Source organism: Stenotrophomonas sp. YJH_SMC_19 (assembly GCF_059367915.1).
Window position 1 is genome coordinate 236354 of the sequence record NZ_JCAFRI010000001.1, and the last position, 22981, is coordinate 259334.

General features: G+C 67.1%; 23 protein-coding genes. 4 read left to right on the top strand and 19 right to left on the bottom strand.

Annotated elements, in window-relative coordinates; translation table 11 throughout:
- The first annotated feature begins 62 nt into the window (after positions 1-62).
- The gene (locus AC5P5R_RS01060; protein ID WP_005408604.1) at positions 63-665 is read left to right on the top strand and encodes a DUF937 domain-containing protein; all 603 of its coding nucleotides are present in this window, start codon (positions 63-65) and stop codon (positions 663-665) included.
- A gap of 38 nt (positions 666-703) precedes the next feature.
- Here AC5P5R_RS01060 and AC5P5R_RS01065 read toward each other — a convergent pair whose 3' ends face one another.
- Together AC5P5R_RS01065 and AC5P5R_RS01070 are read right to left on the bottom strand one after the other, a co-directional pair.
- Positions 704-1111: an RNA-binding S4 domain-containing protein gene (locus tag AC5P5R_RS01065; protein ID WP_005408603.1), complete on the bottom strand. Its 408-nt coding sequence runs from the start codon at positions 1109-1111 to the stop codon at positions 704-706.
- Between the two features lie 9 nt (positions 1112-1120).
- Positions 1121-1360, bottom strand: a complete 240-nt coding sequence (locus AC5P5R_RS01070; RefSeq protein ID WP_100438016.1) for a hypothetical protein — start codon at positions 1358-1360, stop codon at positions 1121-1123.
- A gap of 62 nt (positions 1361-1422) precedes the next feature.
- On the opposite strand from AC5P5R_RS01070, the gene AC5P5R_RS01075 reads away from it, so the two are divergent.
- The gene (locus tag AC5P5R_RS01075) at positions 1423-2883 is read left to right on the top strand and encodes an MATE family efflux transporter (protein WP_100438015.1); all 1461 of its coding nucleotides are present in this window, start codon (positions 1423-1425) and stop codon (positions 2881-2883) included.
- Between the two features lie 117 nt (positions 2884-3000).
- On the opposite strand, the gene AC5P5R_RS01080 is transcribed toward AC5P5R_RS01075, so the two are convergent.
- The 10 genes from AC5P5R_RS01080 to ffh form a co-directional block, all read right to left on the bottom strand.
- Positions 3001-3411 (bottom strand): DUF1801 domain-containing protein, encoded by a 411-nt coding sequence (locus AC5P5R_RS01080; RefSeq protein WP_012479533.1) that lies wholly within the window; start codon positions 3409-3411, stop codon positions 3001-3003.
- Between the two features lie 38 nt (positions 3412-3449).
- Entirely contained in the window at positions 3450-3884 is a 435-nt protein-coding gene (locus AC5P5R_RS01085; RefSeq protein ID WP_062606757.1) for a DUF1801 domain-containing protein, read from the bottom strand.
- Between the two features lie 80 nt (positions 3885-3964).
- Positions 3965-4345: a DUF6404 family protein gene (locus tag AC5P5R_RS01090; RefSeq protein ID WP_100438014.1), complete on the bottom strand. Its 381-nt coding sequence runs from the start codon at positions 4343-4345 to the stop codon at positions 3965-3967.
- A gap of 82 nt (positions 4346-4427) precedes the next feature.
- Entirely contained in the window at positions 4428-4829 is a 402-nt protein-coding gene (gene rplS / locus AC5P5R_RS01095; RefSeq protein WP_005408597.1) for a 50S ribosomal protein L19, read from the bottom strand.
- A gap of 154 nt (positions 4830-4983) precedes the next feature.
- A complete protein-coding gene (gene trmD, locus AC5P5R_RS01100; RefSeq protein ID WP_024956747.1) occupies positions 4984-5742 on the bottom strand; it encodes a tRNA (guanosine(37)-N1)-methyltransferase TrmD in 759 nt (252 codons plus the stop codon).
- A gap of 8 nt (positions 5743-5750) precedes the next feature.
- A complete protein-coding gene (gene rimM, locus AC5P5R_RS01105) occupies positions 5751-6263 on the bottom strand; it encodes a ribosome maturation factor RimM (RefSeq protein WP_100438013.1) in 513 nt (170 codons plus the stop codon).
- Positions 6264-6307: 44 nt separating this feature from the next.
- Positions 6308-6568, bottom strand: a complete 261-nt coding sequence (gene rpsP / locus AC5P5R_RS01110; protein ID WP_005408594.1) for a 30S ribosomal protein S16 — start codon at positions 6566-6568, stop codon at positions 6308-6310.
- A 98-nt stretch (positions 6569-6666) separates the two neighbouring features.
- The gene (locus AC5P5R_RS01115) at positions 6667-7479 is read right to left on the bottom strand and encodes an aminotransferase class IV family protein (RefSeq protein ID WP_012479530.1); all 813 of its coding nucleotides are present in this window, start codon (positions 7477-7479) and stop codon (positions 6667-6669) included.
- Positions 7476-8552, bottom strand: coding sequence for an NAD(P)H-dependent flavin oxidoreductase (locus AC5P5R_RS01120; protein ID WP_012479529.1), 1077 nt, complete (start codon positions 8550-8552; stop codon positions 7476-7478). The genes AC5P5R_RS01115 and AC5P5R_RS01120 overlap by 4 nt, the downstream gene beginning before the upstream one ends.
- Positions 8553-8643: 91 nt before the next feature.
- The gene (ffh, locus tag AC5P5R_RS01125) at positions 8644-10020 is read right to left on the bottom strand and encodes a signal recognition particle protein (protein WP_005408591.1); all 1377 of its coding nucleotides are present in this window, start codon (positions 10018-10020) and stop codon (positions 8644-8646) included.
- Positions 10021-10142: 122 nt separating this feature from the next.
- Here ffh and AC5P5R_RS01130 point away from each other — a divergent pair, with 122 nt between their 5' ends.
- Positions 10143-10937: a cytochrome C assembly family protein gene (locus AC5P5R_RS01130; RefSeq protein ID WP_005408590.1), complete on the top strand. Its 795-nt coding sequence runs from the start codon at positions 10143-10145 to the stop codon at positions 10935-10937.
- A gap of 97 nt (positions 10938-11034) precedes the next feature.
- Here AC5P5R_RS01130 and AC5P5R_RS01135 read toward each other — a convergent pair whose 3' ends face one another.
- The 4 genes from AC5P5R_RS01135 to radA form a co-directional block, all read right to left on the bottom strand.
- A complete protein-coding gene (locus AC5P5R_RS01135; protein WP_100438012.1) occupies positions 11035-11499 on the bottom strand; it encodes a YqhG/Tai3 family protein in 465 nt (154 codons plus the stop codon).
- Positions 11500-11591: 92 nt separating this feature from the next.
- A complete protein-coding gene (locus tag AC5P5R_RS01140) occupies positions 11592-13898 on the bottom strand; it encodes a tetratricopeptide repeat protein (RefSeq protein WP_100438011.1) in 2307 nt (768 codons plus the stop codon).
- Positions 13899-13946: 48 nt separating this feature from the next.
- A complete protein-coding gene (locus AC5P5R_RS01145) occupies positions 13947-15803 on the bottom strand; it encodes an ATP-binding protein (protein ID WP_012479525.1) in 1857 nt (618 codons plus the stop codon).
- Positions 15804-15924: 121 nt separating this feature from the next.
- Positions 15925-17301, bottom strand: coding sequence for a DNA repair protein RadA (radA, locus tag AC5P5R_RS01150; RefSeq protein WP_005408586.1), 1377 nt, complete (start codon positions 17299-17301; stop codon positions 15925-15927).
- A gap of 150 nt (positions 17302-17451) precedes the next feature.
- On the opposite strand from radA, the gene AC5P5R_RS01155 reads away from it, so the two are divergent.
- Entirely contained in the window at positions 17452-19509 is a 2058-nt protein-coding gene (locus AC5P5R_RS01155) for a putative bifunctional diguanylate cyclase/phosphodiesterase (protein ID WP_005412645.1), read from the top strand.
- Positions 19510-20005: 496 nt separating this feature from the next.
- On the opposite strand, the gene cyoD is transcribed toward AC5P5R_RS01155, so the two are convergent.
- From cyoD to cyoB, 3 genes are read right to left on the bottom strand one after another with little or no spacing between them, the layout of a single operon-like run.
- Positions 20006-20347: a cytochrome o ubiquinol oxidase subunit IV gene (gene cyoD, locus AC5P5R_RS01160; RefSeq protein ID WP_005408584.1), complete on the bottom strand. Its 342-nt coding sequence runs from the start codon at positions 20345-20347 to the stop codon at positions 20006-20008.
- Positions 20347-20985, bottom strand: a complete 639-nt coding sequence (cyoC, locus tag AC5P5R_RS01165) for a cytochrome o ubiquinol oxidase subunit III (protein ID WP_005408583.1) — start codon at positions 20983-20985, stop codon at positions 20347-20349. The genes cyoD and cyoC overlap by 1 nt, the downstream gene beginning before the upstream one ends.
- A complete protein-coding gene (cyoB, locus tag AC5P5R_RS01170) occupies positions 20982-22979 on the bottom strand; it encodes a cytochrome o ubiquinol oxidase subunit I (protein ID WP_005408582.1) in 1998 nt (665 codons plus the stop codon). The genes cyoC and cyoB overlap by 4 nt, the downstream gene beginning before the upstream one ends.
- Positions 22980-22981: the final 2 nt, after the last annotated feature.

The window sequence follows — 22981 nt, forward strand, 5'->3', positions numbered from 1 at the left end:
CGCCGTTTTAACGGTCCGCGTCGTACCTTCTGCACGCCCCACCCCAATCAAGGATTCCGCAGATGAGCCTCACCGACGAACTTCTCGCCAAACTGCAGGGCGCACCGCTGCAGCAGGTGTCGCAGCAGCTCGGCATCAGCGACACCCAGGCTTCCGGTGCGATCAGTGCCGCGCTGCCGGTGCTGATGGGCGCGCTGGGCAACAACGCCTCGCAGCCGCAGGGCGCGCAGGCGCTGCTCGGCGCGCTGCAGAACAACCACAGTGGGCTGGACCTGGGCAGCGTGCTCGGTTCGGTACTGGGCGGCGGTGGCGGTGGTGCCGCCAGCGATGGCGCCGGCATCCTCGGCCACATCTTCGGCGGCAACCAGCAGAAGGTGGAAACCGGCCTGGCCCAGGCCACCCAGCTCGACAGTGGCCGCACCAGCCAGCTGCTGCAGATCCTCGCACCGATCGTAATGGCTTTCCTCGCCCAGCGCCTCGGTGGCGGCCAGGCCGACGCCGGCTCGCTCAGCCAGGCCCTCGGCCAGGAAAAGCAGCAGGTGCAGCAGCAGGGCGGTCTTGCCGGCGGCCTGCTAGGCAGCCTGCTGGACCAGGACGGTGACGGCCAGCTCGGCGTGGGCGATCTGCTGAAGATCGGCGGCAGCCTGCTGGGCGGCAAGCGCTGAGCCAAGGGGGCGCCGGATCCGGTCTGGCGCCCTGCTGCTTACAACGCGTCGATATCGCCGAGCGCGCGGATCAACCGCCGTGCGCGCTTGTCCGGCTTGTGCTCCGGCGGCTGGAAACCATCGCGCGCCGCGATGCGCAACGCGCGCTGTTCGGCACGGCGCGCCTTGGAGGCCTCACTCTCGGCATACAGCTGCTGCGCCGTCGGCGCCGGCCCGCGCTGGTCGCTCAGGCCCAGCACCTGGATCTCGAAATGCTCCTCGCCGCGGTCGACCTGCAGCTGCTCACCGACGCGCACTGCGCGTGAGGATTTCGGGCGCTGCCCGGCGACGCTGACCTTGCCGGTTTCGATGGCCTGCTTGGCCAGGCTGCGGGTCTTGAAGAAACGGGCCGCCCACAGCCAGATGTCCAGGCGGACACTGGGCGACAGCGGGGAAAGCTCGGTCATCGGCAGGGACTACTCCGTTCGCTTGTTCAGGGGACGCGGGTTGTCGGGGTCGGTGCGGCAGCCACTGCCCCCGATCAGGGTGGGAACGCCGGCGGAAAGATCCTGGCGCTGGCTGCCGACCAGGCACTCGGGGCGGTCGATTGGCCGCACCTGGGTATCGCCCAGCCGGTCACCTGTCGAACATGCGGCCAGCGCGGCGCCGATCAAGGCCAGCGCCAGCCTTCGCTTCACCTGCAGTCGTTGACGCATTGCCACATCCCGCAAACCGGCTTGGTGCTAGTGTGCGCCTCCCGGGATTCGATCACCACTCCATGGCCAAAGCGCCGCTTGACCTGACCTCCGGCCCGATCGGCCGCAATCTCCTGTTGTTTTCCCTGCCGATCCTGGCCGGCAACATCGCGCAGTCGCTGAACGGTTCGGTGAATGCGGTCTGGGTCGGGCGCTTCCTCGGCGAGGCGGCACTGACCGCCACCGCGAACGCCAACAACATCATGTTCTTCCTGATCGGCTCGGTGTTCGGCTTCGGCATGGCCTCGACCATCCTGATCGGCCAGGCGATCGGCGCGCGCGACATCCCGCAAGCGCGGCGCGTGGTGGGTACCAGCGCTACCTTCTTCATCGGCCTGTCGGTGATCATCGCCATCGCTGGCTGGTTCATGGCCCATCCGCTGCTGGCGGCGATGGGCACGCCGGCCGCCTCGCTGCCATTGGCCGAGGCCTACCTGCAGATCATCTTCCTGGCGATGCCGACGCTGTATGCGTTCGCCTTCCTCACCGCCGCGCTGCGCGGTGCCGGTGACTCGCGCACACCGTTCCGTTTCCTGATGGTGTCGGTGGCACTGGACATCGTGCTGAACCCGGTTCTGATCTTCGGCATGGGGCCGTTCCCCGCGCTGGGCATCGCCGGCTCGGCCTGGGCAACGCTCGTCGCGCAGACGCTGTCGCTGGCCGGCCTGCTGCTGTACATGCGGCACAAGCGCCACACGTTGTGGCTGGGCCGCGCCGACATGCGCCTGTTCAAGCTCGACCTGACCATCCTGAAAGCGTTGGTGCTCAAGGGTGTGCCGATGGGCCTGCAGATGGTGCTGATCTCGCTGTCGGTGATCCTGCTGATGACCATGGTCAACCAGTACGGCACCGACACCGCCGCCGGTTACGGCGCTTCCCTGCAGCTGTGGAACTACCTGCAGATGCCGGCGATGGCGATCGGCGCGGCGTGCTCTTCGATGGCGGCGCAGAACGTCGGTGCACAGCGCTGGGACCGCGTACGCGCCACCGCACGCCAGGGCGTGCTGTTCAATTTCCTGCTGACCGGCGCGCTGATCCTGCCGCTGGTGCTGTTCGATCGCCAGCTGCTGGCCCTGTTCCTGCCGCCGGCCAGCCAGGCGCTGGACATCGCCCGTCACCTCAACCACGTGGTGATCGGCTCGTTCCTGTTCTTCGGCGTCAGCTTCGTGATCTCCGGCGTGGTGCGCTCCACCGGCGCGGTGATCCCGCCGCTGCTGATCCTGGCTGGTTCGCTGTGGGGCGTGCGCGTGCCGTTCGCCGAGCTGCTGCAGCCGTATTGGGGCGCCGATGCGATCTGGTGGAGTTTCCCGGTCAGCTCGCTGGTGTCGATGCTGCTGTCGTTGGCGTATTACCGCTGGGGCGGCTGGCGCAAGGCGAAGATGATCAGCAAGCCCTCGCACGCCCAGGAACTGGCCACGCCGTCGGAAATTCCGGCCTGCCCGCCGTCGCCGGTGGCCGACCCGGATGCCGCACCGCCACGGTAGTGCCGGCCGCTGGCCGGCAACCTCATGGGCCAGTGAACGCCACGGTAGTGCCGGCCGCTGGCCGGCAACCTCGCACCTCTCCAGCAGCATCGCGGAACAGCCGGCCAGCGGCCGGCTCTACCGCTTCTTCTTCTTCGCCGCGTTGAACATGGCCGCCGCGCGCATCAGCGCCTTGAACGCGGCGGCATCCGGCATCGCGCCTTCATGGATATCGATCGCGCGCCGCGTGTTGCCCTCCAGGCTGGCGTTGAACAGTCCCTTCGGATCGGCCAGCGCCGCGCCATTGGCAAACGTCAGCTTCACCGCCTGCTTGTAGGTCTCGCCGGTGCACAGGATGCCGTTGTGCTCCCACACCGGTGTACCCCGCCATTTCCAGGTTTCCTGCACGTCGGGCAGCGCCTCATGGATCAACGCACGCACGCGTGCCAGCGCTTCGCCACGCCAGTCGCCCAGTTCGGCGATGCGCGCATCGATCAGTTCGGCGGCCGGGGTTCCGGCATCGGCCGGGTTGGGTGCATGCGTGGCCATCAGCGGCTCTCGTCGGCAAGGAGATCAGAACGGTGGGCTTACATGTGTTCGCCGGGCAATGCCGCGGCCTGGCGCACCCAGTCAAGAAACCGGGCTTCATCCAGTACGCCATCCTGTGCAATGTGCAGGTAGCGCGTATCGGCACTCCTGGACGGCTCCGGCGGCACCGGTTTCAGCGCAGCGCCGCGGAAGAACGCCACCTTGATATAGCGGGTGAAGCAATGGAAGCTGAGAAACCAGCCTTCGCCCGCGGCCACCGCATACATCGGCGAGTTCCACTTCACCGCCTTGTGCACCCCGGGTACGGCCTGTTCGACCAGCGCATCCAGCCGTGCGCCGATCGGCCGCTTCCAGTCCGGCATCGCCGCGATATAGGCCTGCACCGTGGCATCGCCCTCGCCCTTGGCGATCTGCGGATTACCGCCTGACAACAGCTTGTGCGCAGCGGAAGGTGCGGTTCGCTTGGCAGGCATCGCACGGCACGTCCATCGGGATGATGCCGGCAGCCTACCGCGGCCTGTGCCGGGCGGTCACGGCGCAGTGCGCCATCGGCTCAGTCCGCCTGCCCCGCGCGGAACTGGCGCCACTCCGGTAATTTGCGGTGACGGCGCAGCGAGCGCATCAAGCCGGCCATCACCACGCCGAACAGCGCACCAGCCAACAGGCCGGCCGCCAGCAGCAAGGCCAGCGGACGCTCGCTGCCCTGCCACAGCATCAGCCACATCAGCGCGGTCCAGAACAGCCCGAACAACAGGCCCTGCACCAGCGCATTGGTACCGAAGCCGGCCAGGATCGGCGGTGGCAGTGCGATGCCCATGCGCCACAGCAGGCGATGCAGCAACGGCGCCGACTGCACACGCGCCAGTCCCTTGCCGTCGAGGAAGCGCAACGCCGACTGGATCACGGCGGGATAGCACGGGTTGATGTCGTTCATCACCTGATCGTGGCCGATGCGATGCCGGAAACGCAAACGGCCACCCGAAGGTGGCCGTCGCGGCAACAACCGAAGTTGTTTATCAGGCCTTTTCGGCCAGACGGGCTGCCTTGGCGGCAGCAGCGGCAGCCAGGTCTTCCTTGATGCGGGCAGCCTTGCCTTCCAGGCCACGCAGGTAGTACAGCTTGCCGGCGCGGACCTTACCACGACGCTTCACTTCGACCGAGTCGATGATGGCGCTGTGGGTCTGGAACACGCGCTCGACGCCGTAGCCGTGCGAGATCTTGCGCACGGTGAACGAGGAGTTCAGGCCGGCGTTCTTGGTGGCGATGACGACGCCTTCGTAGGCCTGCACGCGCTCGCGGCTGCCTTCCTTCACCTTCACGTTGACGACAACGGTGTCGCCCTGGCTGAACTTCGGCAGTTCACGGGTGATCTGGGCGGATTCGAATTCCGCGACGATGGACTTGTTCAGCTTGCTCATGGGTTACACCGATTCTTGTTCGGGTGGGCGTGTCATGTAGACAACGTGGGCTCATGCAGTCACCGGACTGTGCTGCACGTTTGTTGTGGGTACTGCGCGCGCCGGCCTAGGCTGGCGGTAATTGGCCATGATAGCCGATAAAGCCGGCCCTGCGCTAGGGGTCGGCCTTCTGTTTCTGGGCCTGACGGCCCTGTTCCAGCAGCGTGCGGTCGGCCTTGCCCAGCGCCTGTTCATCCAGCAGGTCCGGGCGCCGCTGGGCGGTACGGACCAGCGACTGCTGGCGGCGCCACGCGGCGATGGCCGCATGGTTGCCTGAGCGCAGCACGTCCGGCACGTCACCCAGCGGGTGCTGGGCCGGCTGGCTGTAGTGCGGGCAGTCGAGCAGGCCGAGGTCGCCCTCGAAGCTGTCCTGCGCCGCCGATTCGGCGTCATTCAGGGCACCGTCCTGCAGGCGGGCCACGGCGTCGATGATGACCGCCGCGCCCAGCTCGCCACCGGACAGCACGTAGTCGCCGAGGGAAATCTCCTCGTCGACATTGGCTTCCAGGAAACGCTCGTCGATGCCTTCGTAGCGGCCGCAGAGCAGGACCATGCGCGGCAGCGCCGCCAGTTCCCGCACCTTGGCCTGGGTCAACGGCGCCCCCTGCGGACTGAGGTAGATCACCCGCGCCGGGGTCGGATCAGCATCGCGGATCGCCTGCAGGCAGGCCTGCAACGGCTCGATCAGCATCACCATGCCCGGGCCGCCACCGAACGGACGGTCGTCCACCCGGCGGTAGTTGCCTTCGGCGTAATCACGGGGATTCCAGCCATGCAGGCTGAACAATCCCTTCTCCTGCGCGCGCCCGACCACGCCCAGTCCAGCGGACTGGGCGAGGAACTCGGGGAACAGGGTGATGACGTCGAAACGCATGCTCACACTCAGAACTCGGGATCCCAGTCGACCACGACCAGGTTGACCTCGAAATCGACCGACTTGACGAAGTCCGGCTGCACGAACGGAATCATCCGCTCGCGGTCACCCCGGACCACCACCACGTCGTTGGCGCCGGTGCTGAACAAGTGCGAGACCTGGCCCAGGGCAACGCCCTCGGTGGTCTTCACGTCCAGGCCTTCCAGGTCCACCCAGTAATACTCATCGGGCTTCGGCGGTGGCAGGGCACTGCGGGCCACGTAGATCTCGGTGCCGCGCATCGCTTCGACGGTATCGCGGTCCTCGACGCCGGGGAACCGGGCGACCAGGTGCTTGCCACTGTCGCGGCCACGCACACCTTCAATCGTGGTTTCCACGCCGGACGGGCTGCGCACGATCCACGGCTGGTAACGGAAAATGGCGGAACGTGGCTCGGTCCAGGACTCGAGCTTGATCTCGCCGCGCACACCAAAAGCGCCGACAACCCTGCCCAGCAGGATGCGGCGCTCGATATCTTTCATCTGCTTCAACCAAGAGGGCCACGCCGAAGCGTGGCCCGTCAGGATCAGGCCGCAGCGGCCTGGGACTTGGTCGCTTCCTTGATCAGGTTGCGGACCTTGTCGGTCGGCTGGGCGCCGTTCTTGACCCAATGGTCAACGCGGGCCAGGTCCAGCTCGATGCGCTTCTCGCCGCCCTGGGCGACCGGGTTGTAGAAACCAACGCGCTCGATGTTGCGGCCGTCGCGCGCGCTGCGCACGTCGGTGACGATGATGTGGTAGAACGGACGCTTCTTGGCGCCGCCGCGGGTCAGTCGAATCTTGACCATGGTGTTTTTCCTATTGCCCAGTCGCCAGGATGGCGAGGTAAGCTGGCGATTATAGCGGCAGAGCCCGGCCGAGCCAACCCCGGGGGGTTCGCTTGGGGTCAGATCCCTTTTGCGGCGCAAAAGGGATCTGGCCCCAGCCCCTGCCAAGCCACCGCCGCCAGCACCGCCCTGCCCTGTTCAGCCAGCGCCTGCGAGCTTGGCAGGAGATGCCCGTCGATGGCCTCCAGCGCCCACAGGCCGCTGGCGTTGCAGGCAAAAGCGGCCTTCACACTGCCCAGTTCAGCCAGCGCCAACGGCCGCGTCAACTGCGCATCGGGCCAATGCCGCTTCAGCAGCGCTTCGGCCGTACCGCGCAGGGCCGGCGCCTGCGGCCAGAGCAGCCGTTCACCATCGTGCACGGCCAGATTCCAGGTGCTGCCTTCACTCACGTCGCCATCAGCGGTCACGAACAGCACATCGTCGAATCCTTCGGCCATCGCCGCTCGGCGCTCGGCGAACAGGCCAAACGTGCCCACGTGCTTGATCTGCGGCATTTCGCGCTGCCAGACCACGCTGCGCACGCGCTTGGGCGCGACCAGGGCCACCGGCGCTGATACTGCCACCAGCACGTCCACCGGCACCGCCGCCAGCGGGTTGCGGAAATCGAACCGGCGCGAGTACACCGTCACCCGCAGCGAGGCATCGGCCAGGCCGGCCTGTTGCAGGGCCTGTGCCATCCAGGTCTGCACCTGCACCGTATCCAGCTCGCTGCCGAACAGTTCACGGGTCGCCTGTGACAGCCGCGCCAGATGCAGGTCCAGTCCCTGCACCGCGTGGTCGCGCACCTGCAGCGAGGTGAAATGGCCGTAGTTGACCAGCGCCGGCAGCAGATCCTCGACCTGTGCCGGCAGGCCGTTGCAGGTCACCGTCATCGCAGCAGCGCCTGCGCCTGGCTCCACATGCCGCGCAGCACGTCGGCGGCCGGCTGTGCCGGCGCCATCCACGCCGACTGCCCGGCCCAGGCCTGCATCGCCGCCAGGCGGTTTTCCTGCGCGGCCTGCTTGCGCATCGGCGCGGTCAGCCCGCGCTGCACCGGGTACGGGCGTGGCGCCGGGGCGCCTTCTGCGGCAGCGGCGCGCACATAGGCGGTCGCCAGGCCGCGGCCCAGGCGGCCGCTGAAGGCGCGGGTCGGCCAGGTGTCTTCCGGTTCGCTGGCGGCCAGCCCATCGGCCCATGCCGAGGCGATCGCTGCTTCGGGCGTGCGCAGGAACGCGGTGCCGATCTGCACCGCGCTGGCCCCCAACGTGAGCGCGGCGGCGATACCGCGGCCATCGGCGATACCGCCGGCGGCAATCACCGGGATCTGCAGGTGATCGGCCAGGCGCGGCAGCAGCGCGAACAGGCCGACCAGCTGGCGCTCGGCCATCGCCGGATCGAACGCACCGCGATGGCCGCCCGCTTCCATGCCCTGCGCCACCACCGCATCGGCACCGGCGTCCTGTGCTGCACGCGCTTCGGACAAGGTGGTCGCGCAGGCGATCCAGGCAATGCCGGCATCCTTCAACTGCTGCACGTGGCGCGGCAGCAACACACCCATGATGGTCGAGGCCACCGCCGGGCGTGCGGCCAGCAGTGCGGCGAACTGTTCTTCGAAGTCGGCGGGCGTGGCATCGGCGGCGCTGGCCGGCACGTCCGGGCCCCACTGCGTCAGGAAGGCGCGGCTGGCAGCCTCGGCGGCAACGTCACGGGTCGGCACCGGATCCGGCACCCACAGGTTCACCTGCGCCGGGCCATTGGAAGCGGCGCGGAAGTCATCCATCCAGCGGCCGATATCGGCGGCCGGCGACAGCACCGCACCCATCGCGCCCATGCTGCCGGCATTGGCCAGCGCGGCCGACAGCGGCACCGGGCAGGCACCGGCCATCGGTGCCAGCAGGATCGGAAGCTGCAATGAAAAACGCCGACAGAAGGTGTCGGCGCGTTCAAGAATCGGCGATGCATTCACGCGACATACCTGTTGGAGAAGTCGCCATCCAGCATACGCCAGTCATTGTGACCGGGGCCGCGTCGCAATGCGCGCCGGCCCCGTCGCTGCATCAACGGAACGGCATGCCGCGGCCGCCCATGGCGCCCATCATGCCCTTCATGCTGCGCAGCATGCCCTTCATGCCGCCGCCGGCCATCTTGCTCATCATCTTTTCCATCTGCATGTACTGCTTCATCAGCTTGTTGACGTCAGCCGGCGTCACGCCCGAGCCCTTGGCGATGCGCGCGCGGCGCGAGCCGTTCAGCAGGTTCGGGTTGCGCCGTTCCTTCTTGGTCATCGAGCTGATGATGGCGATCATGCGCGGCACTTCCTTGCCCTGGCTGACCTGCTGCTTCAGATGGTCGGGGATGTTGCCCAGGCCCGGCAGCTTGTCCATCAGGCCGCCGATGCCGCCCATGTTCTGCATCTGCTCGAGCTGGTCACGCATGTCGTTCAGGTCGAACTTCTTGCCCTTGGCGACCTTCTCGGCCAGCTTGGCCGCCTTGTCCTTGTCGACCTGCTGCTCTACCTGCTCGACCAGCGACAGCACGTCGCCCATGTCGAGGATGCGGCTGGCGATACGGTCCGGGTGGAACACGTCCAGGCCTTCCGGCTTTTCGCTGACGCCGACGAACTTGATCGGCTTGCCGGTGATGTAGCGCACGCTCAGTGCGGCACCGCCACGGGCGTCACCGTCGGTCTTCGTCAGCACCACGCCGGTCAGCGGCAGGGCATCGCCGAAGGCCTTGGCGGTGTTGGCCGCGTCCTGGCCGGTCATGGCGTCGACCACGAACAGGGTTTCGGCCGGGTTCACCGCAGCGTGCAGGGCCTTGATCTCGGCCATCATCGCTTCGTCGATGGCCAGGCGGCCGGCGGTATCGACCAGCAGCACGTCGACGAACGACTTGCGCGCGTCGTCGATGGCGGCACGGACGATGGCTTCCGGCTTCTGGTCGGCACTGGACGGGAAGAACAGCACGCCGACCTGCTCGGCCAGGGTCTTCAGCTGCTCGATCGCGGCCGGACGGTAGACGTCGGCCGAGACCACCATCACCTTCTTCTTGCGCTTTTCCTTCAGGTGCTTGGCCAGCTTGCCCACCGTGGTGGTCTTGCCGGCGCCCTGCAGGCCCGCCATCAGGATGATGGCCGGCGCGGGCACATTGAGGTTCAGGTCGCTGGCTTCGGCGCCCATCACCGCGGTCAGCTCGTCGCGCACGACCTTGATCAGCGCCTGGCCCGGGGTCAGCGACTTCAGCACTTCCTGGCCGACCGCTCGTACCTTGATGCGCTCGATCAGGGCCTGCACCACCGGCAGCGCAACGTCGGCTTCGAGCAGCGCGATGCGCACTTCGCGGGTCGCCTCGCGGATGTTCTCCTCGGTCAGGCGGCCACGGCCACGCAGGCGCTCGATGGTGCCGGAAAGGCGCTGGGTCAGGGACTCGAACATGCGGCGCAACCTGTCTGAAAGCGGGGGACAATAAGGCAGACAGTATAACGGGTCCGACTGTCTCCCCGGACTGCGGCCACGGGGCCGTCGCCACCACCGCAGGGGTGTGCGAAACTGCAACGATGACAATCGTTCTCATCGCCGTCCTGCTCTACCTGGCTGCCAGTGCCCTGCTGGTGCGCGCGCTCGGCCGCGATGAAACCACCGGCTCGCCCACCTGGCTGTGGCCGGCCCTGCCGGCGATGCTGCTGCATGGCAGCTACCACGTGATGGTGGCGATGCGCACCAACGGCGGGCCGGACATGCACTTTTTCGCCGCGCTGTCGCTGGTCGGCCTGGGCATGGCCTGGCTGACCTCGCTGGTCGGCGCACGCGGGCGGATGTCGGCGCTGGGCGTGGTGGTGTTCCCGCTGGCTGCCGTGCTGCTGCTGGCCTACCACGGCTACGGCCACGAACCGAGCAAAGTGCTGGGCTGGCGCCTGGCCAGCCACGCCTGGCTGGCGCTGCTGGCCTACGCCACGCTGAGCATCGCCGCGCTGCTGGCAATCATGCTGTGGCTGCAGGAACGCGCACTGCGTCGCCGCGAGTTCCGGCCGTGGCTGCGGGCGCTGCCGCCGCTGGCCGACCTGGAATCACTGCTGTTCCGGGTGATCACCGTCGGCTTCGCGCTGCTGACCCTGACCCTGGTCACCGGTGTGCTGTTCGTCGATGACCTGCTGGCACAGAAGCTGGTGCACAAGACTGTGCTGAGCGTGCTGTCGTGGGTCGTGTTCGGCGTGCTGCTGGTCGGCCGCCGCCGCTACGGCTGGCGCGGCATGAAGGCGGTGCACTGGACGCTGGCGGCAATGCTGTTGCTGCTGCTGGCGTTCTTCGGCAGCCAGTTCGTGATTGAACTGGTGTTCGGGCATACGCGATAGAAGCGTGCCGACCAACGGTCGGCACCCACCACATCACCTGGTAGTGCCGGCCGCTGGCCGACAACTGGACCGCACCCTGTGTGGATGCTGCCGCCGGTCAGGGCACCGGCTGGGCCAGGATCTTCCGCACCGAACGGCCGCTGTTGGTGAGGATGTCATCGACCTGCCAGCAGCCCTGGCCCTGGCGCACCATCGGCAACCGGGTCACGTAGGCCTTTTTCCAGACCAAATAGCGCATTTCCACCTGGCCAGTGGTCGCCGAGGCCTCTTTCCAGCTGTAACGCACGGGGCTGTCGATGTCGCCATCCTGCGCATCCAGCCACGGATCGGAATCGATCGTGCAGATGCCCTCCTCGCGCTGCTGGCAGGCACGTTCATCACGCAGCGCCTTGCCGAAGGCCGCGCTGACCAGCGCGGCCGGCGGCTCCAGCAGATCACCGTTGCCGGTCGTCGCCTCGTAGAAGGCGCGGGCCACAGCCGCAGGCTCCCGGCAGGCGGGAGCAGCCTGCACGGTGGGGGCCAGCAGCAGCCCGGCGATCACGAACATCCCTGTATTTCGCATGTATTTCTCCTTGAGGGAGTGCCGGTCGCTGACCGGCACTACAGGATATCCCGTTGCTGCCGGCCAGCGGCCGGCACTACCCGATACCCGGCTTACAACCCGTAACGCTCGATCACGTCCAGGTGCGGCTGGCGATCCTGGTCGCAGGCTTCGGCCAGGCGCAGCCAGCAATGCGGATGCGGCCACGTCGCGGTCTGCTGCTGGAGGAAGCGGTGCAGCGCCAGCGGTGCATGGTCCTGCGGCTGGGCCACGGTAAACAGCAGGCCGGGCAGCGTGCCGTCTTCCACATCGGGGTCGGTGACGGTGTAGTCCGGGCGGCTGTGCGACCACACCTTCCAACCCTGTGCTTCGGCCGCCTCGACGAAGACGTTCCAGGCCTCTTCGCCCGGGTGCGCGCCATCGATCATCCAGCTGCGGGCGAAGCCGCCGCGTTCCAGCACATGCACCTGCGCATAGGTCGGGATGAAATGCTCGCGTGCTTCCTCCTCCTCGGGTGCCGGATGCACCAGCGCGGCATCGAACACCACCCAGTCGCCCACCTGCTGGGCGCGGTTGGACGGCGCGTTCTCGACGATGCGCGCGGTCACCGGTCCGCTGCGACGGGCGTAGTACTCCATCGGCTCACCGTTCTCTTCGCTGCGGATGATCACCCAGCCCCACGGCTCTTCGACCACGCCTTCCTGGCTGGACAGCTCCATGCCGATCGCCTTCGCCGAGCGACGCACGGCGTCCCAATCCCGCGCCGCGCTGGCGGCACTCATGTGGTCCCAATGCGCGGCATTCGGCTCTTCCAGCAATTCAACCAGCTGCGCATAGCAGGCCTGTGCTTCGCTGAAGCGGCCGGTTTCCATGTACATGCGCGCCAGCGTGCCGCGCGCGCCGTGCGAGCCCGGAGACAGCTCCAGAAGGGATCGGGCCGCCTGCTCCAGCGCCGGCCAGTCGGACACGCGGCGGGCACGCTGCACCTCGCACCAGTGCGCGAACACCGGCACGCTGCCACGGTAGAGATCGGCCAGCTGGCGCAGGCCATCGTCGTCGCCCTGCTCGGCCAGCCAGCGCATCAGCGTGTAGGCCGCGGGACCATCGTGCTGCGCATGGCCGCGTACGAACCGCCACAGCAGCGCGCGCGCCTCGGGCTGTGCGCCGCAGGCATTGAGTGCGCTGGCCGCCATCTCGGCCAGCGCCTCGTCATCGGGCAACTCGGCATGCGCCTGCAGCAACCACTGCGCTTCGCGCTCGGGATCGCGCGACTGGTTCTGTTCGCCCTGCGCGTCCAGCCATGCCAACAGCTCGCCCGCCGGCGCCGGCAGCGGTGCGACATCCGGCAACGCGTCGATGCGCGCGGCCAGGCCGGCCACCAGCGCCGCAGCACCACGATCCTGGCGCAGCTGCGCCAGATGGGTGCGGGCCAGTTCCAGCTGCCGCAGTGCCACCCAGCGCGCGCCACGCTGCAGCGCCAGCTCCAGGCTCAGTGCTGCCACTTCGATCAGCAGGCGATGCGATCCGACCCGGGCAAAGTGCTCGATGATCGTGTTGAAGCGCGTGCCCAGATCCCAGGTATTGCGCGCAGGATCCCGCTGGCAGAGCGCGGCGGCGGTGTTGGCCCACAGGCGCCAGTAGTTCGGAGTCAGCTCGCTCCACGGCACCAGCTGCTGCAGCGCCTCTTCGTCGCGGCCCAGCTGGGCCAGCGCCCAGGCCTTGGACAGGCGGCGCGGCACCGTGCAGTTGGCCGGCTCGTATTCTCCGGACGCAGCAACTTCGGCCTCCCGCTTTTCGATCAGTGCCAGTGCCTCATCGGCACGGCCCATTCCCAGCAGGATCTTGATCTGCATCTCCGGGAAGCTGTCGAACACTTCCTTGCCACAGGCCTCCACGGCATCGGCCTGCGCCTGCAGGTAATCCAGCGCCGCCTGGCCACGACCATCATCGAGCAGCGCATCGGCCTTCTCGCAGCTCAGGCACTGGAAACAGGCCCAGCTCGGGTCGATGCGACCCAGTGTTTCATCGCAGACCTCGATGCGCTCGGGCACCCAGCCCGGGCCATCGATGTTGCCATAGCAGGCAGCCAGATCCTGGGTCACGCAGATCGACTGCGGGCATTCCAGCGTGTCCTCACGGTGCGCACGTTCGAACAGCGCCACCGCTTCGCCCAGCGCGCTCTCGCCTTCGACGCGGTTGCCGACGCGGTTGCGCAGCGCCCAGTGGCCGACATAGACGTCGACCCACGGGTTGTCCAGCGCCTTGCCCAGCGCACGCGCTTCGGGCAGCAATGCATCGACGCGGTCGATCTGCAGTTCACTCACCTCGTCGGCGAGACGGTTCAGCAGGTGCGCGTTCTGCGCCTGGCCGGCCTGGCGCAGGTCACCCTGCAGTTTTTCGACCCAGTTCCAGATGTCCATGGGGTAAGTGCTCCTGTCTAGCAAAGGCTGGATGAGAAGGTACGGTGCTCAGCGCAGCATCTGCTGCAGGGCACCGGCAATATCGGTAAAGGCGCCGTTGAGATCCGGGCCGGGCGTAGCGTTCGCGCGTGCCAGCGGGCGGCCCTGCGCGGCGACGATGATCTTCAGTGAGCGCAGCAGACGGGCTGCGGCTTCGGCCTGTGGATGCCCCTCGCGCTGGGCGCGCAGCAGCGCCTGCACTGCCGGGTTGTCGAGATTGAGGTACAGCCGCGACGGCGCGCGCGACTCGATGCGTGCGGTGAACTGCCGGGCCAGGCGCAGCGCGGCCATCGACACGCGCTTGTCGTTCTCGTCGTCTTCCAGGCGCTGCTTCAGCTCGGCTTCGCGGTCGGGCACCACCACCACCGGCAGCGACTCGGGGCTGAAGCGTGCCGGCAGCAACTGTTCGCCGTCGCCCAGCTGCTCGCGCAGCCATGCCAGCTGCGCCTCGTCGAGGCTGTCATCGCTTCGGAACAGTGCACGGTTACCCTGCTCGGTCCCCAGTTCAACCAGGCGCAGGCCCTTGGCCTGGGCCCAGCGACGCAGGAACGGCACGACTGCATAGCGGTGGCCATGCGCGACCGGTACCCCCATCGCGCGGAACAGCATCTCCTCGAAGCCACCGCCATTGTCGAGAATCACATGCACGGCACCACGCGCCGGCAGCGCACTGGCCGGCAGGTCGCCCTGCGAAGTCGGCACGCGCACGTGCTCCAACAGCAGGTCGAACAGGCGGTCATCGCACAGCGCCGCGCCCAGCAAGGCCTCATTATGGCGCGTGAGAACGCGTCGCCAGGCTTCCGGCTGCTGCCGTGCGACGTCGGCCAGGCCATCAATCAGCGCCTCCAGCAGCGCGTGCTGCACGGCCCGGTACTGGTCATCGCGCTGCAGGTCTTCGCGGCTGGCGGTGGGCGTCAGCCGCGAGGATTCGATCACCCCGCCGATGAAACCGGCCCACGGCGGCAGCAGGTCGCGCGCATCGTCGTCCAGCAGCATGCCGCGCACGAACACCGAAAGATTGCGGTTGTCACTGGTGCCGTAGGTAGCGCCATCCTGGACCCACAACAGGCCGGTGGCATCGCTGTCGCCATCCGCGCGCAGTGGCACGGTGACGATCGGCTCGAAATCGTGCTCGAAGCGCGCAGCGAACTGCAGCGCCTGGCGACGCGCCTGCACCGGATGCACGACGACGTCACCCTGGCTGCGCCACGGCGGCGGCTCGGGGTTGAGCGCCTCGGCCGCAGCACCAATGAAGATCGGCTCGGACAGCAGCGCGCAATAGCGGCCCAGCACCTCGTGCAGGCGCGCCTCGTTGGCCAGCGGCAGGAAATCCGGATGCAGCTCCAGTTCCACCTCGGTGCCAACCGCGCGCGCCGGCATTTCGCTGACGGTGTACTGCTCGGCATTGCTGGACACGTACAGATGACCCAGTTCCGGCGTCTGGTACGAGGTGGTACGCACGCTGACCCTGCGCGCCAGCACGAAGGCCGACAGGAACCCGAGGCCGAACATGCCGATCAGGCCTTCATCGTCCTCCCCGCCCTGGCGCAGGCCCCGGGTGTAGCCGACGCCCACGGTAGCCAGGTAGTCATGGATTTCCTGGCGGGTCAGGCCGGCACCGGTATCGGTGATGCGCAGCACGCCGGCAGCGGCATCGACCTGCACCGAGATGCGCGACGGCACTTCGATGCCAGGCTGCTCGATGCGGCGACGGATGATCGAGTCATGCGCGTTCTGCACCAGCTCACGCAGCGCCACCACCGGGGTGGAATACAGGTGCTTGCCCAGCACCGTCATCAATCCATTGAGATCGACCCCTGCGCGACGGATTTCGGCGTTGGGGGCGGTGAGCGTGGTGTCCTGCATGTAATCGTTTACTCCTGGGCACGGAAAGACGCCAGAGGGCGCCTTCGTCGAGCGGGAAAAACTAGCACAGGCAGGCTGACCGTTGCCGTATACGACGCTTGTAGAGGCAGAGCCCCGCGCATCACGCCGCGTCGATGGCCTCGGACAGGCGCTCCACCGCGATCACTTCCATGCCCTTCACCGAACCGCCCTTGGGCGCGTTGGCCTTGGGCACGATGGCGCGCTTGAAACCATGGGTGGCCGCCTCGCGCAGGCGGTCCTCGCCGTTGGGCACCGGGCGGATCTCGCCGGACAGGCCAACCTCGCCAAAGGCAATCGTCTTTTCCGCCAGCGGCCGGTCCTGCAGCGAGGACAGCACCGCCAGCAGCACAGGCAGGTCGGCCGCGGTCTCCTGTACGCGGATACCCCCGACCACATTGACGAACACGTCCTGGTCGCCGACCAGCACGCCGCCGTGACGGTGCAGCACTGCCAGCAACATGGCCAGGCGGTTCTGCTCCAGGCCGACCGCGACACGGCGCGGGTTCGACAACGGCGATGCATCGACCAGTGCCTGCACCTCCACCAGCAGGGGCCTCGTGCCCTCGCGGGTGACCATCACGCAGCTGCCCGGCTGATGGGTGCTGCCGCCGGACAGGAAGATGGCCGATGGATTGGAGACTTCCTTCAGGCCCTTGTCCCCCATCGCGAACACGCCCAGTTCGTTGACCGCACCGAAGCGGTTCTTGAACGCGCGCAGCAAACGGAAGCGGCTGCCGCTCTCGCCTTCGAAGTACAGCACCGCATCGACCATATGTTCGAGCACGCGCGGGCCGGCGATGCCGCCCTCCTTGGTCACGTGGCCGACCAGGAACACCGCGGTGCCGGTCTCCTTGGCGAAACGCACCAGCCGCGCCGCGCTCTCGCGCACCTGGCTGACCGAACCCGGCGCGGCGGTCAGGCTCTCGGTCCACAGGGTCTGCACCGAATCGGCCACGATCAGCCGCGGGCCCGCCCTGGAGGCATGCTGCAGGATCGACTCGACGCCGGTCTCGGCCAGCGCGTTGACCCCATCCAGTGGCAGTTCCAGCCGGTGCGCACGACCGGCCACCTGCGCCAGCGACTCCTCGCCGGTGACGTACAGCACCGGCAGTTCGGCCGCCATCTTTGCCACTGCCTGCAGCAGCAGGGTCGACTTGCCGATGCCCGGGTCACCGCCGACCAGCACCACCGCGCCCTCGACCAGGCCACCGCCGAGCACGCGGTCGAACTCGCCGATGCCGGTGCTGACCCGGCGGTGCTCGGTCTGCTCCACGTCCTTCAGCGCGGTGATCTTCGGCGGATCGATCTTGCCCGCCCAACCCGCCCGGCGCGACGCCGGCGCCTTGGCCGCCGCCGCGCTCTCCAGCACGATTTCCGACAGCGAGTTCCAGGCGTTGCACTCGGTGCACTGGCCCTGCCACTTGCTGAATTCGGCGCCGCATTCATTGCAGACGTAGGCGGTGCGGGCTTTGGCCATCGGATGATTTCCAGCAACGGGAACAGGCGTGGCAGGATAGCCGAGCCGGGTCGCAGGTGCTGCGACCGCTCAAGTCCCGCCTGCCCGCGCCGATAGCTGTCGCGGGCGTGCGCCTTGCGGGCGCCCCCTCCCTCCCCCTCTGGATTCAACATGACTGGCAGTTACAGTCAGAGCCTGGTCGCCATCTCCCTGCTGGTGGCCATTCTTGCTTCGTACACGGCGCTGGACATGGCCGGCCGCCTGGCCACCGCCGAGGGCCGCGTGGCCCGCTGGTGGCTGGCCGGCGGCGCGGCGGCGATGGGCCTGGGTATCTGGTCGATGCATTTCATCGGCATGCTGGCCTTCGACCTGCCGATTCCGGTCGGCTACGACCTCGGCATCACCCTGTACTCGCTGGCCGTGTCGATCGGCGCCTCGGCCTATGCGCTGTGGCTGGTGTCGCGGTCCAGCCTGCCCTGGCGACGTCTGCTGGCCGGCGCCGTGCTGATGGGCTTGGGCATTGCCACCATGCACTACCTGGGCATGGCCGCGATGCGCATGCAGCCGGGCATCGACTATCACCCGGGCTGGTTCGCTGCCTCCATCGCGGTTGCCATCGGCGCCGCCGGTGCGGCGCTGTGGATTGCCTTCCGCCTGCGTGCCGAGCAGCGCAACACCACGCGCCTGCGCCTGCTCGCCTCACTGGTGATGGGCCTGGCCATCGTCGGCATGCACTACACCGGCATGGCCGCGGCGCGCTTCCCGGAGGGCAGCATCTGCGGCGCGGTCGGCAGCGGCGGCATCGACACGCGTTGGCTGGCGGTGCTGGTGATCGTCACCACGGTGGCGACCCTGGGCATCGCCCTGGTGGCCTCGCTGTTCGACCGGCAGATGCGCGTGCGCACCGGGCTGCTGGCCGATTCACTGGCACACGCCAACGACAGGCTGATCCAGGCCGCCCTGCACGACCCGCTGACCCAGCTGCCCAACCGCATGCTGCTGCAGGACCGCATCGAGCAGGCCATCGAGAAGGCGCGGCGGCGCAACCAGGCGGTGGCGGTGATGTTCTGCGACCTGGACGGCTTCAAGGCGGTCAATGATGCGTACGGACACCAGCTGGGAGATCGCCTGCTGGTGGCGGTGGCGCAGCGTATCGGCGGCCTGCTGCGGCCACAGGACACCTTCGCCCGCCTCGGCGGCGACGAGTTCGTGATCGTGCTGGCCATCGATGTTCCCGACGATGCAGTGGTGGTCGCCGAGCGGATCATCGCGGCGGCGGGCGAACCGTTCCTGCTGGATGCAGCCGAGCTGCAGGTCAGCGCCAGCCTGGGCATCGCCCTGTATCCGGCTGATGCCGGCAACGAGCGCGAGCTGATGGCACACGCCGATGCGGCGATGTACCACACCAAGGAGACCGGCCGGAACGGCTATACGTTCTTCACCCCCTCGATGCAGCTCAGTGCCAACCGCCAGCTGCGCCTGCTGCAGGACCTGCGCAAGGCCATCGCCCGCGACGAGCTGGTGCTGCACTACCAGCCCAAGTTCCCTGCCGCCGGCGCACCGGCCACCGGCGCCGAAGCGCTGCTGCGCTGGCAGCATCCCGAGCTGGGCCTGCTGGCGCCGGATGTGTTCATTCCCATCGCCGAACGCAGCGGTCTGATCCTGCCGATCGGTGACTGGGTACTGGACCGTGCCTGTGCACAGCTGCGCGCGTGGCACGATGCCGGACATTCCGAATGGTCGATGGCGGTGAACCTGTCACCGTTGCAGTTCGCCTCGCCGGCGCTGCTGGACAGTGTGCGCGAAGTGCTGCAACGGCACCGCATCGAGCCGGCGTGCCTGACCCTGGAGATCACCGAGACCACGGCGATGAAGGACGTGGACGCCAGCCTGGCGATTCTCAACGACCTGACCGCGATGGGCGTGCACATTGCCATCGACGACTTCGGCACGGGCTATTCCAGCCTGCTCTACCTGAAGCGCATGCCCGCCACCGAACTGAAGATCGACCGCGCGTTCGTGCACGATCTGGAATGCAATGAAGAGGATGCCGCCATCGTCTCGTCGATCATCGCGCTGGGGCGCACCCTGCAGCTGCAGGTGGTGGCAGAGGGCGTGGAGACGCAGGCACAGCGCGAGTACCTGAGCGAACTGGGGTGTGATCAATTGCAGGGTTACCACCTGGGCCGACCAATGGACGCCGAGGAGTTCCTGCGCCGGGTGGGGTGAGACCCCATCCACGCATGGCGTGGATCTCCTGGTAGAGCCGGCCGCTGGCCGGCTTCCCGCAATTGCCGGCCAGCGGCCGGCACTACCACCCTGTGCCGGCCATGCCAGGCGGGATGAGGCCGATGGCTTTGGGGTCGGATCCCTTGCTGCAGGCAAGGATTCAGACCCCATCCACGCATGGCGTGGATCTCCTGGTAGAGCCGGCCGCTGGCCGGCTTCCCGCAACTGCCGGCCAGCGGCCGGCACTACCCCCCTGTGCCGGCCATGCCGGGTGGGATGAGGCCGATGGCTTTGGGGTCGGATCCCTGGCCGCAGGCAAGGGCTCTGACCCCATCCACGCATGGCGTGGATCCTGGTAGAGCCGGCCGCTGGCCGGCTTCCCGTAATTGCCGGCCAGCGGCCGGCACTACCACCGCGCGTGCCATTCCCGGCGGGCGCGACAAACAAAAAAGGCCGCCCGAGGGCGGCCTTTCTGCGTGGCAACGTCGCGCGGACGTCAGTGCATCATGTGCACGTTCATGTTGTGCATGACCCACAGGGTACCGACCACGATGATGCCGATCACCACCACGGTGAAGGCCGCAGCGTTGACGTTCCAGCGGCTTTCCGAAGAACGGTCCAGGTGCAGGAAGAACACCAGGTGGACCAGCATCTGCAGCACCGCGGTGATGGCGATGACCACACCGTTGACGGTGCGCGAGAAATCACCCGACATCACCATCCAGAACGGGATGACGGTCAGCACCACCGCCAGCACGAAGCCGATCAGGTACGACTTCACGGTGCCATGGCTTTCGCCGCCGGTGCCGTGGTCGTGTGCATGGTTGTCATGTGCCATTACAGGGCTCCATTGAGATAGACGACGGAGAACACGCCGATCCAGATCAGGTCCAGGAAGTGCCAGAACAGGCTCAGGCACGCCATGCGGGTCTTGTTGGTCGGGGTCAGGCCGTACTTCTTCAGCTGCACGAACATCACCAGCAGCCACAGCAGGCCGGCGCTGACGTGCAGGCCGTGGGTACCGACCAGGGCGAAGAACGCCGACAGGAAGGCACTGCGGTCCGGACCGTAGCCCTGGTGGATCAGGTGCTGGAACTCCCACACTTCCATGCACATGAAGCCGAAGCCCAGCAGCCAGGTGATGCCCAGCCACAGGTACATCTGGCCCATCTGCTTGCGGTGCATGGCGATCATGCCCAGGCCGAAGGTCAGCGAGGAGGTCAGCAGCAGCGCGGTTTCCCATGCCACGAACGGCAGTTCGAACAGGTCCTTCGCGGTGGGGCCACCATCGGTGCCGCCTGCCAGCACCACGTAGGTGGCGAACAGCGAGGCGAAGATGAGGCAGTCGCTCATCAGGTACACCCAGAAACCGAAGACGGTGTTGCCGCCGGTGTCGTGGTGCTCGTGGTCGTCATGGCCATGGGCCGCCGCATGCGCGGCGTGCCCGTGGCTCAGGGTCGAGGTATTGGTGCTCATGCCTTCAGCTCCGACTTCACCAGGCCCTGGGCTTCCAGGTGCTTGCGGTGTTCGTTCTCGATGCGTTCCACCTCGGCGGCCGGGACCCAGTAGTCCACGTCCTGGTCGAAGGTGCGGTAGATGAACGTGGCGATCATGCCGACGAAGCCGACGATGGCCAGCCACCAGATGTGCCAGATCATCGCGAAGCCGAACACCAGGCTGAAGGCACCGATGACAACGCCTGTGCCGGTGTTGCGCGGCATGTGGATGTCGGTGTACTTGGCCGGCTTCGGCCAGGCTTCACCACGCTGCTTGCGCTCCCAGAAATCGTCCAGTTCGGTGACTTCCGGCAGGGTGCCGAAGTTGTAGAAGGCCGGCGGCGAAGAGGTTTCCCACTCCAGCGTACGGGCATCCCACGGGTCGCCGGTCAGGTCGACGGTCTTCTTGCGGTCGCGGATCGACACGGCCACCTGGATGATCTGGCACAGGATGCCGGCACCCACGATGAAGGCACCTGCGGCGGCGATCAGCAGCAGCGGCTCGTAGGCCGGGTTGACGGTGCTCTGCAGGCGACGGGTCATGCCCATGAAGCCCAGCACGTACATCGGCATGAAGGTCACGTAGAAGCCGATGAACCAGCACCAGAACGCGCACTTGCCCCAGAACTCATTGAGGCGGAAGCCGAACATCTTCGGCCACCAGTAGGTGATGCCGGCGAACATGCCGAACACCACGCCGCCGATGATGACGTTGTGGAAGTGGGCGATCAGGAACAGGCTGTTGTGCAGCACGAAGTCGATGGCCGGGATCGCCAGCATCACGCCGGTCATGCCGCCGATGACGAAGGTGACCATGAAGCCGATGGTCCACAGCACCGGGGTGGTGAAGTGCACGCGGCCGCGGAACATGGTGAACAGCCAGTTGAAGATCTTCACGCCGGTCGGGATCGAGATGATCATCGTCGTGATGCCGAAGAAGGCATTGACGTTGGCACCCGAGCCCATGGTGAAGAAGTGGTGCAGCCACACGATGAACGACAGCACGCCGATGCAGGCGGTGGCGTAGACCATGCCCTTGTAGCCGAACAGCGCCTTGCGCGAGAAGGTCGCGATGACTTCGGAGAACACACCGAACGCCGGCAGGACCAGGATGTACACCTCCGGGTGGCCCCAGATCCAGATCAGGTTGATGTACAGCATGGCGTTGCCGCCACCGTCATTGGTGAAGAAGTGCGTACCCAGGTAACGGTCCAGGGTCAGCAGCACCAGGGTGATGGTCAGCACCGGGAAGGCAGCGACGATCAGCACGTTGGTCACCAGGGCGGTCCAGGTGAACACCGGCATCTGCATCAGCTTCATGCTGGGGGTACGCATCTTCAGGATGGTGATGAAGAAGTTGATACCGCTCAGCGTGGTACCCAGGCCTGCGACCTGTAGACCCCAGATGTAGTAGTCCATGCCGACGCTTGGACTGTATTCGATGCCCGACAACGGTGGGAACGCCAGCCAGCCGGTGGCAGCGAACTCACCGATCCACAGCGACAGCATGATCAGCACAGCGCCCGACACGAACAGCCAGAAGCTGAGCGAGTTGACGAACGGGAACGCGACGTCGCGCGCACCGATCTGCAGCGGCACGGCCAGGTTCATCAGGCCGGTGATCAGCGGCATCGCCACGAAGAAGATCATGATCACGCCGTGGGCGGTGAAGATCTGGTCGTAGTGGTGCGGCGGCAGGTAACCCTCGGACCCGCCGACGGCGAGCGCCTGCTGGGTACGCATCATGATGGCGTCGGAGAAGCCGCGCAGCAGCATGACGAAGGCGACGATGAGGTACATCACGCCGATCTTCTTGTGATCCACCGAGGTGAACCACTCCTTCCACAGATAGCCCCACAGCTTGAACTTGGTGATCAGGGCCATGACGCCCAGGCCACCCAGCACCGCGCCGACCAGGGTGGTCAGCACGATCGGATCGTGGGGGATCGACTCAAGAGAGAGTTTTCCCAACATGT